General features: G+C 42.2%; 11 protein-coding genes. 5 read left to right on the forward strand and 6 right to left on the reverse strand.

The genetic code is table 11. The features are described from left to right. Positions 1-7: 7 nt before the first annotated feature. Positions 8-2,128, reverse strand: coding sequence for a DUF3352 domain-containing protein (locus PGR74_RS03010; RefSeq protein WP_041503134.1), 2,121 nt, complete (start codon positions 2,126-2,128; stop codon positions 8-10). A gap of 157 nt (positions 2,129-2,285) precedes the next feature. Between PGR74_RS03010 and araJ the strand changes: the two genes are divergently transcribed. From araJ to PGR74_RS03025, 3 genes are all read left to right on the forward strand, one after another. Further along, positions 2,286-3,437, forward strand: a complete 1,152-nt coding sequence (araJ, locus tag PGR74_RS03015; RefSeq protein ID WP_041503135.1) for an MFS transporter AraJ — start codon at positions 2,286-2,288, stop codon at positions 3,435-3,437. A gap of 93 nt (positions 3,438-3,530) precedes the next feature. Continuing rightward, positions 3,531-4,100 (forward strand): chromate transporter, encoded by a 570-nt coding sequence (locus tag PGR74_RS03020; protein WP_041503136.1) that lies wholly within the window; start codon positions 3,531-3,533, stop codon positions 4,098-4,100. Between the two features lie 20 nt (positions 4,101-4,120). Further along, positions 4,121-4,657, forward strand: coding sequence for a chromate transporter (locus PGR74_RS03025; protein WP_041503137.1), 537 nt, complete (start codon positions 4,121-4,123; stop codon positions 4,655-4,657). On the opposite strand, the gene PGR74_RS03030 is transcribed toward PGR74_RS03025, so the two are convergent. Continuing rightward, complete coding sequence (locus PGR74_RS03030; RefSeq protein WP_160289140.1) at positions 4,654-5,508, reverse strand: AraC family transcriptional regulator; 855 nt, start codon at positions 5,506-5,508, stop codon at positions 4,654-4,656. The two genes, PGR74_RS03025 and PGR74_RS03030, sit on opposite strands and share 4 nt — an antisense overlap. Before the next feature lie 214 nt (positions 5,509-5,722). Here PGR74_RS03030 and PGR74_RS03035 point away from each other — a divergent pair, with 214 nt between their 5' ends. Beyond that, positions 5,723-6,274: a LemA family protein gene (locus PGR74_RS03035; protein WP_041503139.1), complete on the forward strand. Its 552-nt coding sequence runs from the start codon at positions 5,723-5,725 to the stop codon at positions 6,272-6,274. A gap of 9 nt (positions 6,275-6,283) precedes the next feature. Next, complete coding sequence (locus tag PGR74_RS03040) at positions 6,284-7,213, forward strand: DUF3137 domain-containing protein (RefSeq protein ID WP_041503140.1); 930 nt, start codon at positions 6,284-6,286, stop codon at positions 7,211-7,213. Positions 7,214-7,301: 88 nt separating this feature from the next. Here PGR74_RS03040 and trxA read toward each other — a convergent pair whose 3' ends face one another. The 4 genes from trxA to PGR74_RS03060 form a co-directional block, all read right to left on the reverse strand. Beyond that, entirely contained in the window at positions 7,302-7,619 is a 318-nt protein-coding gene (trxA, locus tag PGR74_RS03045; RefSeq protein ID WP_041503141.1) for a thioredoxin, read from the reverse strand. An 88-nt stretch (positions 7,620-7,707) separates the two neighbouring features. Continuing rightward, positions 7,708-11,367 (reverse strand): DNA polymerase III subunit alpha, encoded by a 3,660-nt coding sequence (dnaE, locus tag PGR74_RS03050; protein ID WP_041505294.1) that lies wholly within the window; start codon positions 11,365-11,367, stop codon positions 7,708-7,710. 160 nt (positions 11,368-11,527) lie between these two features. After that, complete coding sequence (locus tag PGR74_RS03055) at positions 11,528-12,928, reverse strand: MFS transporter (RefSeq protein WP_041505293.1); 1,401 nt, start codon at positions 12,926-12,928, stop codon at positions 11,528-11,530. Between the two features lie 60 nt (positions 12,929-12,988). Then, a complete protein-coding gene (locus tag PGR74_RS03060) occupies positions 12,989-16,192 on the reverse strand; it encodes a S41 family peptidase (RefSeq protein WP_041503470.1) in 3,204 nt (1,067 codons plus the stop codon). Positions 16,193-16,207: the final 15 nt, after the last annotated feature.

The raw sequence follows: 16,207 nt of genomic DNA on the forward strand, positions 1-16,207 counted from the left end.
ACCGGAATCAATAATCGGTTCTTTTTTCCCCGGTAATTCGGTAGTAATGCCATTTACCAACAGGATGACCTTTTTTATAACGTCCCTCACACAATAAATGACCGGTTTTGTAATAAAATCTTACCACACCGTGACGCATTCCTTTACGGTAAGGCATCTCTAATTTCAATGTCCCATCGGGAAAATATTCTTTATAGAATTGAATCTCTCCTTTACGGTAAACGACCTTCCCTTGTAACTTGCCATCCTTATAAAAAAAACGAGCTTCTCCGTTTATTTTACCCTCCTCATACGGGAAGAGTCCTATCATTTTTCCAAGCGGATCGTAAATACTCCAACACCCGTCCGGATCTCCATCTTTCAAAGCTCCTTTCACCGTGAAAAGAGAAGTTTTGTATACATAAAAATCTTTCACTCCTACAGCGATACTATCCGGAATGTTCGGATAATAAAAACCGGACTCGATCCGGTCTATTTGTTTTTCCAATTCCCGGTTAAGTTCCCGTATCTTATACTCTTCCGGAGCATTTTTATTAAAATTTGCAATTACATTGGTTTTAAAATCCTCACCTTGTGCCGACAACGCCAGTCCGATAACTTCAAAACTCAAAAATGCATCTTTATTATTTTCTAACTCCTGCCGGGCATCCGATTTTAAATCATGATACAAAAAGTCGTACGCGTTGGAAGTATTGATATAACCATAAATATTACTTCCGTTACCTAAATCTTGCATTAAACCGATGTATTCTTCATCATGAGCTAATGTCTTGCCTAACAAGTAATCCCTGATCATCTCCGCCAAAGAAAGAGGCGAATTACTAAATACGACATAATCCCCTATAAAAGTATAATAGGGACGATCCAATCGGTTGAACTTAGATTTCAGAAACAGTTTAAAAAATCCCTTCAAACTAAAATAATGAATCTTATACCCGTTAAATTCCATAGCTTTCTCACGGACCGGAGTCTTACGATCTATTTGTTCCATCAAATAGTTCAACTGATCTCGCGCATAAATAATATCGTTCGCCTGAATAGCCAAAATAATATTGTCCTGCCGATTCTCTTCATCGAGAGCCGGTTTGATCAGGGCAATTTCATGCCCGACCCAGGAAGTAAACAGATCTAAAATATCAAGATTCAAAAATCTATTTATTTTCCCGACCGAACGCTCTATCGCTTTATAGTCTTCTTCCCGTTCCGACCTATAATTCTCAATCAAGATTTTTTGTAACTCGGAAAAAGAAGAAAAACACCAAGAAACATAGGCCGCCGTGTGTTCTCCTGCAATCCGGTCAATTCCGGAAGCCTTCCCTTTGGTCCGGTTCAACAAATTAAGTATCGAAAATACATCGCGATTCGATTTGGTAATACCGGAGAAACGAAGATTTCGATCATTCAACTGCAATACTAAACGAGTAAAATCAAGCAAAGGCTCTTCTTCCGTTATAGACGCCGTTTCCAAAAAAGCATCGATTGCATTCCCTATCCGTTTATGGTCAACGTCGATTACGGCATCTCCACCAGGTAGGTCTTTTTTTATTTTTACCAGACCTTCGCATGCGGATAGAGAACGCTCAACTAATTCCCGGGAACAGGAGGTAATTAAAAGATTCCCTTTTATGGCGAAATACAATTTAAACCCTTTGCCCGTCAGTTCATGAAATTTTTCTCCCTCGCCTTTTAATTTCGTTATTTTCAAATCACCGTTATTCAACAATACCGAAACCATGCCTTCAAAAGTCCTGATCACGTTCAACTTACCCAAATCGCATACATATAAGAAATCATAATTAAAAGAAGTAACTTCATAACAGGAAATAGAAACAGGTCTATCCGTCAACATTCGCTTCAACGTCGGATAGACTTTACACAAAGAATCGGCCCGTTCAAAATAGTCGTGATACGCTTCAAAATAAGGATAAGTTTTAAGCGATTGCCATATTCTATTCCGACTTAGACTCTCGTGTATATGATTGAAAGAAGGTATTTCCACCGTAAAAACTGCATTCTCCGGTAAAGCTTGTGTTATTTTATAACGCCCGGCATCTTTATAAAAAGCCAACCAGATCAAAACGATCAAGGTCACTAATGGAATCGTTACAAGAATAAGTTTGCTTCTCATGATAAAGTCATCAACTTAAAACACCGTACAAAATACAAGTATACAATATTATACAACCATTCACGCCATATCACGTATTATTTTTTACAAAAAGCAAGAAAATGAGAAAACAAAGAATAAATATATATTTTAATTTTACGCCCCGAAAAAAATAAATATGAAAAAAAGTTTCATCGCATTAGCTTTCGGAACATTAGGATTAGGTATTGCCGAGTTTGTGATCATGGGAATCTTACCGGACATTGCACGTGCTTTACACATCGACATCGCTACCGCCGGCCATCTGATCTCGGCCTATGCCTTAGGAGTCTGCTTCGGAGCTCCGGTACTGATTCTTGCCCGTAAATTTCCATTAAAGCACATCCTTTTGGGATTGGTTTCTGTAATAATGATCGGCAATATTTGTGCTTCCCTTGCCCCCAATTATTGGACCCTGGTGATTTCCCGTTTTATCTCGGGACTCCCGCATGGAGCCTATTTCGGAGTAGGTTCCATCGTTGCCGAAAAATTAGCTATCAAAGGGAAGGGTTCGGAAGCTGTTTCCATCATGGTTGCCGGCATGACAATCGCGAACCTCTTCGGAGTACCTTTAGGAACTTTCTTGAGTACGTTCCTTTCCTGGAGAGTCACATTCCTACTCGTCGGTCTATGGGGGATCGTCATTCTCTATTACATCTGGAAATGGATCCCTCCGGTAGAAAACCTACCCGATACCGGCTTTACAGGTCAATTCCGTTTTTTAAAATCCCCGGCTCCGTGGTTACTAATTTTTGCCACCCTATTGGGAAACGGAGGCATCTTTTGTTGGTATAGTTACATCAACCCGTTACTGACACAAATTTCCGGATTTCCAGTCGACAGTATTTCATTACTTATGATTTTAGCCGGAGCGGGAATGGTTGCCGGAAATTTGATCAGCGGTCGTTTATCAGATCGATACACTCCGGGACGGGTAGCCTTTTTCACCCAAGGTTGTGCATTCACGATTCTGTTGCTTATATTCTTTTTAGCGCGGGTATCCTGGATTTCGGCAACACTCATGTGCCTATGTACGGCTTGCCTTTTCGCCTTGTCCACGCCGCAACAAGTTTTACTCATTCGTTATTCCAAAGGAGGAGAAATGTTAGGAGCAGCAAGCGTTCAGATCGCCTTCAATTTAGGAAATGCTATCGGGGCATATTGCGGGGGGCTACCCTTACAAGCCGGATTAAGCTATCAATACTCGGCTCTCGCGGGAACTCCATTCGCGCTGACCGGTTTTATGTTACTGTTCGTTTTCACCCGGAAATACGAAACGATAAAAGCATAGATAAGCCCGGATTTTTACCTGTTTTTTTCACCTGTTTCTAATAAAAAGTAAATCTTATCATGTACATTTGTTCGATATAGAAAAACAACTATTATGGCATCTTATTGGCAAATTTTTTGGTCTTTTTTCAAAATCGGAACATTCACGTTAGGAGGTGGTTATGCCATGATTCCCCTCATACAGAAAGAGGTGGTTGATAAAAAAGGATGGCTTCAAGAGAAAGAGTTTATCGAAATGTTAGCGGTTGCCCAATCTGCCCCCGGCCCCATAGCCCTGAACACGGCCATATTCGTGGGTTATAAAGCCAGAAAAGGTAAAGGGGTGGTTTTTTCCAGCCTCGGCACCATCTTACCTTCTTTCATCATCATTCTGCTGATCGCCATTTTATTTACCGATTTTAAAGATAACCCGGTCGTCGAACGGGTGTTTAAAGGCATACGTCCCGCCGTAGTAGCCCTGATTGCAGCCCCGTTGTGGCAAATGGGCAAAGCAGCCGGGGTGACACCGAAGACGGTGATCATACCTATCTTAGCTGCCCTATTGATATGGCAAGTCGGAATATCTCCCATTTACATCATCATTTTAGCCATACTGGGAGGTGTCGGTTACGGTTTATTCAGAAGCGGGAAAAACAAAATAACGCCTAAGGATAAAAATAAATAAGCAAATTCGAAACAACGTTCATGGAAGAATTCGATTTATATCTCAGTCTTTTCATCACTTTTTTTAAAATCGGCCTTTTCGGTTTCGGGGGCGGATATGCCATGCTCTCTTTGATACAACATGATGTGGTCGAGGTTCACCAATGGATCAGTGTTTCCGATTTCACGGATATCGTGGCTATTTCTCAAACAACCCCGGGACCTATTGCTTTTAACACGGCAACCTACATCGGCTACACGGCCACCAACAGCATATGGGGCTCTATCATATGTACCATTGCCGTCAGTCTTCCCTCCCTGATAATCATGATTACCATCTCCAAATTCTTTTTTGCCTTCCGGGAAAATCGTTACGTGGATATGGCCATGAATGGCTTGAAAGTTACCGTCACCGGGTTAATCGGGGCTGCAGCACTGCTTTTAATCAATAAAAACAACTTCATCGATTACAAAAGCTGGCTTATCTTTATCGGGGCTTTTTTACTAACCTTCAAATTCAAAATGGATCCGATACTCATGATCGTTATCGCGGGAATCGTCGGCTATATCCTCTATTAATCGTTTTTATTCAACAACCTCTTTCTGATCTCCGAGGGTGTTCCTCCTAAATATTTAAGACAAAAATTATAAAAAGAGGTATGCCCCGAAAAATGATATTTATCTATAATGATCTGAATATCCTGAGTCAAATTAGCTAAATCGCTTTCAATTGCTTTCGCTTTTTTTATCTGTAACCACTTATAGGCGGAAGTATTGAACTCTTTTTTAAACCTCCGCTTAAAAGTAGACAAACTACACCCCGTTTTTTCGGCAAAATCTTTTAACGACGTAACGGATTGATAATGTTTAAACACAAGCAATTTAAAGGAATAATCATCACCCAATACCGGATAAAACAGTTTATATATCTCTTCTTTCGTGTAATATTGAGAAAAAATGGCCGCCATATTCAATTTATAGACATTCAAATAATAATGGCAAGGCATGACATTATGAATGGAATACAATAAGTAATTTAAATACAGCCGTAAAGGCTCATTCACTTTTAAAGAGCTATACTCCCACCGAAAATATTTCAACCCCGAAAGAATTTCCTGATGATCTTTCAGGCAGATCTGCTCTTCCATATTAGATCGGATACACAATAATTTACATGGATTATCCGACGTATTTATCTCCACTTCACAATTTTTGGGAACAAGAAACATCTCCTCCTTTCCACAAACAATCTGTCGTCCTTTAAAAGTTACAGAAATGTCTCCCTCCAATACGACCATCAGTTCATGACAGAACTTGCTTCCCTGGTAAACTTTTTGAGTATTTCTTTCTACCTCCTGTAAAACGAAGCCGTATTTATTTTTCGGATCATATTTTTCACACGTAGATTGCTCGCATATTCTCGTATTCATTTGCCCCTTTTCCTTTATAGTACAAACAAATATAAGCATTCCGTTTTTTTATTGCCTACAAATTACATTTTATAAGTTCTTTTATAAACTAAACAGGCTCTTTAAGATCATCTCCCCGGAGGAAAAAAATATTCCAACCATAAAATATTTCAACAAATACGATCTCTGTTTTATAAAAAAACTAATTTTGTAAATTATTTAAACCGTCGACACCATGATTTCACTTATTATTCTTATCGTTATTTTCGGTTACAGCATCATTGCGTACAATAATTTGACACGTAAACGCAACAACACCGAAAATGCATTCGGTTCGATCGATGCCATGTTGAAAAAAAGATTCGATTTGATTCCGAATTTGGTTGCAACCGTACAACAATACGCCAAACACGAAGAAAATACCTTTACCAGGATCACGGAATTACGTTCACGGAATTACGATTCACTGACCACGGAAGAAAAAAGCGAGTTCGACCGAACATTCAATACGGCCAAACGAAGTTTTTTTCTGGTCGCCGAAAATTATCCCCAATTACGGGCTTCGGAGAATTTTATGCAATTACAAAAAGCCCTAAATGAAACAGAAGAACAATTAGCGGCAGCCAGAAGAACTTACAATGCCTGTGTCACTGATTACAATAATGCTGTCACGACCGTTCCTTCGAATATCATTGCCAACCTTTTCAATTTTTACAAGAAAGAAGTACTGAGTATTCCGGAAGAGGAAAAAGCGGTACCCGATGTAAAAGATCTGTTCCAATCCTAAAGCGGTTGTATGGATAATAATTTCGACAGATTGTACGGACAATTGACCCCGGCCCTTAAACAACTGGAAGATAAAAGACTGGAATTAAAAAAGAAAGGGACTCAGAACGGTCTGATAGCCGGAGGTATATGTTTTATGGTCGGAACAGGCATAACCTTTGGGATCGAAGCCGGCTATACGGGAATCATAATTGCTACCCTCATCGGAATAATCGTCTTGTTCCTCTGTATCAATAGCCAATCTGCCGTACTATCCGGATATTATAAAAAGGATATCATTACCACGTTGTTAACGAGCCTATGCAAGGATTCCTCGTTCCAACCCGAGAAAGGCATCTCGAAAACCGCTTTTATGAGTAGCGGATTATTTTCCACCACGCCCGACCGCTATCATTCCGAAGACATGATAACCGGACAGCTCGAAAAAACAGCTTTCGTATGTTCGGAAGTCCACGCTGAAGAAAAGCACGTGACAGTAGATTCCAAAGGACACAGACATGAAAGTTGGGTGGATATTTTCCGGGGTTTTTTCTTTATTGCCGATTTCCACAAAGATTTCAAAGGACAAACCATCATTTATCGAAATGCTTGGATTAAGCTGAATTTCAACAACCGACGGGTTAAATTGGAAAATCCGGACTTCGAGAAAAGTTTCGACGTTTATTCTACCGATCAGGTAGAAGCCCGTTATCTATTGACTCCGGGAATGATGGAAAAACTTCTGATGCTCGACCGAAAATTCCCGGGAAAAATTACAGTCAGTTTCTATAACTCCAATATTATCATCGCTATTCCCGACCGAACCGATCATTTCGAAACCAGTATTTGGCGTTCTCAACTCCATAACAACAGTTTAAAACAGGAGTACGATACCCTCTCGGCCTTGACAGGTATTGTCAACGACCTGAATCTAAACCTACGGATTTGGAGCAAAGAATAACTTCTTCCTCCACCTCCCGAAAACAATATTAAACAAAAAATCCGCCTAACCTGAAGTTAGACGGATTATATATCATATTTCAACAATTTTAAAGCAGTGCATTGATTTTTGCAACCAAAGCCGTTTTAGGCACAGCACCGACCTGTTTGTCAACCACTTCTCCGTTTTTGAAGAAAAGAATCGTCGGGATATTACGGATTCCGAATTTTCCGGATGTCCCAGCACAATTGTCCACGTCTACTTTAGCAACAACAATCTTACCTTCGTATTCCTTAGACAATTCTTCTACAATCGGCAGCATCATTTTACATGGTCCACACCATTCCGCCCAGAAATCTACCAATACGGGAAGCTTTGAGTTCAAAACCACTTCCTCAAAACTTGAATCATTAACTGCAATAGCCATACTTTTTTATCTTTTAAGTTTACATTCTCTTATCTATATGAAAATCACTATAATTAAGAATAAAAATACCCTTATTTACCGTGCAATATTAATCAATTTTCATCTTAATCACATCATTATTTTCAAAATATTCATATAATTCTCTCGAACGTTTTATTTTACAGCTTCTTGAAAACATCTTAACTCTATGCCCTTCCCGGTCGTAAAGGATAAAATTCAACGGGATGTCTCCCGCTTCGTTTACCAATTGATTATGAATCTCCGTTACGATTTCGTGTGTCAGATTCTCTATATCGACCTGCAACGTGATGGAACGAATCAGGTTTTCTCCGATAACGCTGAGCAGATCCATACTGATTACGTTAAAGGCCAGTTCATTGTTCCACTTTTTCGTTTGTACCTTTCCCTTAATATATATTGCCGTTTCCAAAATAAAATAGTTCCTGAATTTTATATAATCCTCACCAAAGAAAGGCAACTCGTAGGTTCCGCTAAAATCCTCTATCGTCAAAATACCAAAATCATTTCCTTTTTTGGTCTTTCCCTGCCTCATGGCGATGATAATCCCGGCAATAGTAACATCCCGATTTTTAAAAGAGGCGAAATTACTATTCAACTCTTCCAAAGGAGTGCAAAGCGTTTTTATCTCCAATTTATAGGGATCCAAAGGATGAGAAGTGAGGTAAATACCGATTAATTCTTTCTCTTTTCGGGCCTTTTCCATATCCGTCCAAGGTTCACACAAAGGAATAGAGGGCTTTGTCACCTCGTATCCGTCCATCCCCCCAAATAAGGTCGCTTGCATTTTCAGCCCGTCGGCCTGTTTCTTCTGTCCGTAATTTACTAAATTCTCGAGCAAAGAAGTATGCCCGTCAACTTGGTAAAAAAACTGTCCCCTGTGCAAACCGAAACTATCCAATCCTCCGGCCGTAATTAAATTTTCCAACGTTTTTTTGTTTACGGTACGATAATCGATACGTTCAAAAAAGTCAAACACATCTTTATAAGGGCCATTTTCCGTACGCTCTTTAATGATCGAATCTACTGCCGCCAACCCTACTCCTTTTATTGCCGCCATTCCGAAACGAATGTCACCTTTATGATTTACCGTAAAGTCATTATCCGACTCGTTCACGTCAGGAGCCAGCACCTTCAATCCCATTCGTTTACACTCATCCATAAAAGTGGTCACCTTCTCTATTTGGGATAAGTTACAACTCAAGTTGGCCGCCATAAATTCAGCCGGGTAATGAGCCTTCAAAAAACCGGTTTGGTAAGCGATATAAGCATAACAAACGGAATGAGATTTATTAAAAGCATACGAGGCAAAGGCTTCCCAATCTCCCCATATTTTTTCTACCAAAGGTTTGACCTCTTTCCCCATCTCTTTACATCCCTTTACGAACTCCGGATTTTTATTACACCCCTCTATAAATTGCGTCTTCAGGGCATTCATCGTATCGATCTGTTTTTTACCCATAGCTTTTCGAAGCGTATCGGACATACCACGGGTGAAACTCCCCAAAGCCCGTGATTGTAACATCACCTGCTCCTGATAGACAGTGATCCCGTAAGTATCCTTTAAAAAGGGTTCCATCATAGGATGATCGTACACGATGGGTTCCTCCCCGTGCTTACGTTTGATGAAATCAGGAATATACTCCATAGGTCCCGGACGATAAAGAGCATTCATCGCCACCAAATCCTCGAAGCGGTTAGGCTGTAAGGCCCGCAGGTGTTTTTTCATCCCCGGCGACTCGAACTGGAACAGGCCCGTCGTCTCTCCCCGGGAAAAAAGAGCAAAAGTCTCCTGGTCCTCCAGGGAAATCGCATCCACATCCAAAACCTCGTGGCGGGATTTTTTAATATTATCCAAACAAGTTTTTATAATAGAGAGAGTCCGCAACCCCAAGAAGTCCATTTTAATCAATCCGATAGGCTCTACAAAATGACCGTCATACTGCGTCGTCATCAAGCTCTCCCCCTCGGTCGGCATAATCGGAATATGTTCCGTGAGCGGATCCCGGCTAATCAATATTCCACAGGCATGAACACCCGTCTGTCGCACGGACCCCTCCAAAATCTCCGCCAACCGAATCGTTTTGCCCACTACCGGATTGGGTGATTCTTTCTCTTTCTTTAAATCGGGATTCTCTTCATATGCCCTTTTCAGTGTCATTTTCGGAGCCTCCGGAACCATTTTAGCCAATCGATTGGCTTCCGATAATTCCAACTTCAACACCCGGGCCACATCCTTAATAGCCATTTTAGCGGCCATACTTCCGAAAGTAACGATATGAGCCACTTTATCTGCTCCATACTTTTGAGTTACCCATTCCAATACGCGTTGCCGTCCGTCGTCATCAAAATCCACATCGATATCGGGTAAAGAGATACGGTCGGGATTTAAAAAACGCTCGAACAGCAAATCATATTTTATCGGGTCTATATTTGTAATACCTAAGCAATAAGCTACCGCACTCCCCGCCGCCGAACCCCGTCCGGGACCGACAATCACCCCCATATCGCGGGCTGCCCGAATAAAATCCTGTACAATAAGGAAATAGCCCGGGAAACCCATCGTCTTCATGATATGAAGTTCAAAAATCAAACGCTCCATGATATCGGGAGGGATATGCTCTCCGTAACGCTTCACCGCCCCCTTCATCGCTAACTCCTTTAAATAATCGGCCTCCAATTTAATACGATAAAGCCGATCATAACCTCCTAATTTCTTCACCTTCTTTTGAGCATCCTCTTCACTCATCACCACCTCACCCTTTTCATTTTGAGTAAATTCATCGAAAAGATCTCTTTCCGTGTATTTTTTTCGATACTCTTCTTCCGTTCCCAACTCAGGAGGAATCGGGAATACAGGCATCAACGGATCGGAATCCAATTTATAATCCTCTACCTTATCCACAATCTCTTGCGTATTCGCAATGACTTCCGGAACGTCACTGAACAAGGCTTCCATTTCCGCCGTTGTCTTAAACCACTCCTGTTGAGTATACCGCATCCGCTTGGGATCATCCAAATCCTTATTCGTCTGCAAACAGATTAGGATATCGTGAGCTTCGGCATCCTCTTCATTCAAAAAATGCACATCATTGGTGGCAATAACCTTTATACCCAATTTTTTCCCGATTCTCAGTATCTCGGCATTACACCTCACTTGCCTGTCGTATACATCCGCTCTCAAAAGAGGATTGGTCGTCGGATGTTTCATCACTTCCAAATAATAATCCTCCCCTACCAAATCCTTATACCATAGGGCAGCAGCCTCCGCTCCTTCTATATCCCCGGCCATGATTTTCTGACAGATTTCCCCTCCCAAGCAAGCGGAGGAAATAATCAATCCCTCTTTGTGTCTCTCCAAAAGGGCCTTATCGATACGAGGCCGATAATAAAATCCTTCCACCTGGGCTACAGAACACAATTTCACAAGATTTCTGTATCCCTGCAGATTCTTTGCCAAAAGAATCAAATGTTCTCCGGAACGATCCTGCGGATTTTTTTTATTATGCAATGACACCCGGGCGACATAAGCTTCAACACCCAAAATCGGTTTGATACCTTTCTTTCGACAAAGATCATAGAAAAGTTTGATACCAAACATACTTCCATGGTCCGTCAAGGAAATCGCCGGCATCCCGTCAGCGATGGCTTTATCAATCAAACCGGGAATACTCGCCGCTCCATCCAAAATAGAATACTGAGAATGTACATGAAAATGGGTAAAAGACATATATTATACGCTAAGAATTAAAACAAACACCTAATTGTCAATAGAATAGAAAAACGATTCCATTGATTTATACCTAAACAAAGGTAAGGAATAATCTCTTGAGAACGATCATCAACAACTGAAAAACAGTTCTAAAATTTTCCACATTCCTTATCCGGATCTATCCCTTTTTTCTCTTTCCCAAAGCTCCGGGCTCAGGTAAAGACATTCTGGAAAAACTCACGATAGCGGCAAGCGCTGCAAAAGCACCCCCCAAATAAAGCGCGGCATGCGTCCCGTTATGCGGAAACAAGGCAAACATCAAAGCGACCAAAGAGGCTCCGGAGGTCTGTCCCAAAAGACGCGAAGTCCCTAACATTCCGCTCGCTCCTCCGCTACGTTGCCGGGGGGCAGATAAAATCAAAATACTGTTATTCGGCGTTTGAAACAAGCCGAAACCGGCACCACACAAAGCCATTCGCCAAACAATACTCGCGTTTGTCGGCATTTCGGGTAAAGTAGCCAACAGAAATAAACCGCCAGCAAACAAGGTCAGCCCTATTCCACCCAACAAACCCGCATGAACGCGTTCGATCAACCGACCGGCAAGAGGAGCCGCCAACATGGTAGCCAAAGGCCAGGGAGTTAACAACAAACCCGTCACTACCTCATCCCTCCCCAACGCATTTTGTAAGAAAAAAGGCAAAGAAACCATAGCCAACATCTGAGCGGTAAAAGAACATATCGATGTGCCGACGGAGAGAGCGAAAATAGGAATTCGCAACAAATCCACGGGCAACAGCGGATAAGTCTGATTCAACTGACGACGAATAAAAAAGAAACCGACAACGAACATGACCGCTAAGCCCGAAACGATATATATGGAATCGATACCGTGGGCATAGCCTTCAATTGCCGATATCAACAATCCGAACGTCAAAGCGTTCATCCACCCGCTCATCCAGTCAAAACGCCGTCCCTCTACCCGCACCGTATTGGAAGGCAGAAATTTAAAACTCAACATCAAGGCCGCAATCCCTATCGGAACATTGATCGCGAACAACCAAGGCCAGGAAGCAACGGAAAGGATCCCGGCAGCGATAGTAGGTCCGGCGGCAGCAGATACCGCAACCACCAAAGCGTTTATTCCCATTCCCCGGCCTATGATACGCTGAGGATAAATAATACGAATGAGCGAAGTATTCACACTCGTAATCGCGGCAGCCCCGAATCCCTGAAGAACACGGGCAACCGTTAACGTCCACAAAGAATTGGAAAGTGCGCACGCCAACGAGGTAAAACTAAATAAGAACAATCCGCTTATATAAACTTTACGGTAGCCCCAAATATCCCCCAAAGAGGAAAGGGAGAGCAACGAGACAACGATAGCTAACTGATAAGCATTCACGATCCATATCGACATGGAGGGTGTCGCCTGCAGATCCTGCGCGATAGTAGGAAGAGCGACATTCGCTATCGTCCCGTCCAGAACGGAGACGGTTATACCCAATGCAATGGACAAAATGGCCCAATAACGTCTCGGCAATGGAAGCCCGTCCATCTTGACTTCTTCAGTTCCCATAAAAATCTTTTCCTTTTATCCTTACCTATCGAAACATTTGGAAAAAAGTTTCAACCTATCTCAGTTCTTTCCCGATTTATCCGGGAAAACAGGAATAGGCGGAACCGATCTCTTCGCCGTTTTTAATTGCTCTAAAATAATTTCTATCGCCTTCTCCAACTGTTGATCCCGCCCCGTATATTCTAAATAAGGATCGTTTTCCAAATCTATATGAGGAGTAACACCGGTCCCTTCGATGATAAATCCGCTTCCGTCAACAGCAAAAGGAGCGTAAGAAGGAGTCACGATCGCCCCTCCGTCCACAACAGGAATGGTTCCGCTATAACCGACCACTCCGCCCCAGGTACGTCTTCCGATAACCGTACCCAATTTATTGTATTTAAAACGATAAGGAAACAAATCTCCGTCAGAAGCCGAGTACTCGTTCACCAACAACACCTTGGGACCAATAAACGTACCGACCGGATTTACCGATCCCTCCTTTTGATTCGTATGCATCGTAAAATAAGTCGGCGTACGCATCAAACGTTCAATAATCATGGGTGAAACATTGCCACCCCCGTTTCCCCGGTCATCGATAATCAAAGCCTTTTTTTGCAATTGGGGATAATAGTGTTTCACAAATTCATTCAATCCTTCCGTTCCCATATCCGGTATATGGACATAACCCACCTCTCCGTTCGTCGCCTCCTCCACTTTCTTTATATTGTTCTGTACCCAATGATAATAATACAGTTTCGATTCATCTGCCAACGGTATTACTAAAACCCGGCGAGATCCGGTAACGGAAGGTTTTGAATTGACCTCCAATTCAACCGTCTTTCCGGCCATATCTATTAATTCGGTAAATAAATTATCGGTCTCTTGCAAAGATTTTCCATTGATAGCGATCAAATAATCTCCCTCCCGGACATCCACTCCCGGCATGGTCAAAGGCGAGCGGGTCGAAGTTTTCCAATTAGCCCCCTCGATGATTCTTTCTACCTGAAAATAACCGGATTTATCCCTTTTGAAAGTTGCTCCCAATAAGCCCATCTTAATTCGTTCCGGTTCAGGATGTTTACCGTTTATAGAATAGGCATGCCCCACGTTCAGCTCCCCGATCATCTCTCCTATCAGGTAAGTCAGATCCGTCCGATGGTTAACATAAGGCACGAGCACCTTATACTTTTCGTATACTTTATTCCAATCCACCCCATGCATATTTTCAGCATAAAAGAAATCCCTCATCTGACGCCAGGTCTCGTTATAAATTTGCATCCATTCTTCATGGTAATTAATCCGTTTCTTCACGCCATTTGTCGAAATTCCACTCCCCACGGAAAGAGAGGTCGTCGGCAAATCAATAATTTGAAAAACCTGCCCGACAACTCCTAACGCCTTATCATACCCCGGACTGAAAACAATTTGCCCGCCAAGGGAAGATTCGCTTTTACCCGCCAGGTCATACACCATTGTATGGCCTCCCCGATCGTAATAAACATAGTTACCTATCATATGCAAATTACCGTAATTATCGGCCGGTAAAATCGGTAATTCGATCAAACGACGGTTTACATCCGTAAAATCATAGCCACCTTCTTTTCCTTCGCCATCCGGCGTTTTCACCTTCGGCATTCCGTCGTTTTCAGGAGAAAAAGGAATCCAAGCTCCTTTCACCAAAGGCAAAATATAAACTTTATTCATCTCCCGATAGACATGGTTCCATTCCGTTCTGCCGTAAGAGGGGGAGAAAGAGCGGGCAGAAACGAACAAAAGATATTTTCCATCGCGACTGAAATTCGGAGAAGCCACCCCGTACCAATCGTCAGTTATCTGATGTTTCCGCTTATCGGACAACTCGTATATTATAATATGATCGACCGCTTTTCCCGGACGTACATAAGTAATGTATCTGCTGTCAGGAGACCAATTGAAATCCGTCATCGGGCGCACGGGAGAAGTTTCGATAATTTCCCTCTTTCCGGTAGCAACATCCGAAATATTTAAGGTATTTCCCTTATCGCTCCATAAAATAGACCGGGAATCAGGTGACCATTTGTAATTAAAGATGTATCCTTTAAAACCCTTTATCAACCTTTTTTCCCTGCCGGTCGCAACCTCCCGGATATAAATCGAAAACTCACCCTCCTTATCGGATATATAGCTTATGTAATTGCCGTCAGGAGACCAAGCCCCCATCCGATCATTGGCATGGGAAGAGTTGGTCAAATTATAAGTAATGCCCTCTTTCACCGGAAGTGAAAAAATATCTCCTCTTGCCGAAACCAAAACCCGTCGTCCGTCAGGAGAAGGAGCTCGGAAGTCGATCTGATCGCTTACCCGTCTCCATTCCGGACGCGAATAAACCTGATCATTATCGATATCAATTTTAATCCGTTCGTTTTTACCGTTCTTCAAATCGTAACGATAAATATATCCTCCATGCTCGTAAACAATCGACTTATCGCCTATGGCCGGAAATTTTATATCGTAATCTTTATAAAAAGTCAATTGGCGAGTCTCTTTTGTCTTTATATGATAAACGTAAAGATTCATGATGTCGTCCCGGTCCGAAATATAATAGATATCCTCTCCGTCGGGAGACCACATGGGAATAATATCCTGCCTCACATCATGCGTTATTTTTTCGGATTTTTTGGTGGAGAAATCGAAAACCCGGATATCGTCGGCCATCCCGCCTTCGTATCTTTTCCATGTTCGAAATTCCCGGAAAATATAGTTATAAGCTAATCTTTTCCCATCGGGAGAAAAAGACGCAAACCCTCCATTCGCCAGCGGAATCTCCGTTGGCATTCCTCCCGATACGGGAACCGTGAACAATTGTCCGGTAAAATCATTAAAGGTATATTGCCTGGAACGATATAAAATAGATTTACTATCCGGAGTCCATCCGATCACGATGTTATTAGGCCCCATCCGATCCCCCAAATCGTCCCGCTTCAAGGTGGCGGAATAAGTCAGCCGTTTCGGTTCTCCCCCCTCGACGGGAATAACGAACACTTCCGTATTTCCGTCGTATTGTCCCGTGAAAGCGATATATTTACCATCCGGAGAAATTCGAGGAAACATCTCATACCCCACGTGAGAAGTCAGGCGACGGGCAACTCCTCCCGATACAGGTACCGTATAAAGATCGCCGGCATACGAAAAAACGACCTTCTCCCCAACACTATGAGGGAAACGCAATAAACGAGCCTCTTCTGCCTTCAAGCACAGACAGCCTAAAAAAAATCCCAATAATAAAACTATATTTTTTTTCATCATTCCCAATCAATA

Source organism: Sanguibacteroides sp. AM78-02pH3A (assembly GCF_027666085.1).
GTDB lineage: Bacteria > Bacteroidota > Bacteroidia > Bacteroidales > Marinifilaceae > Gabonibacter > Gabonibacter massiliensis.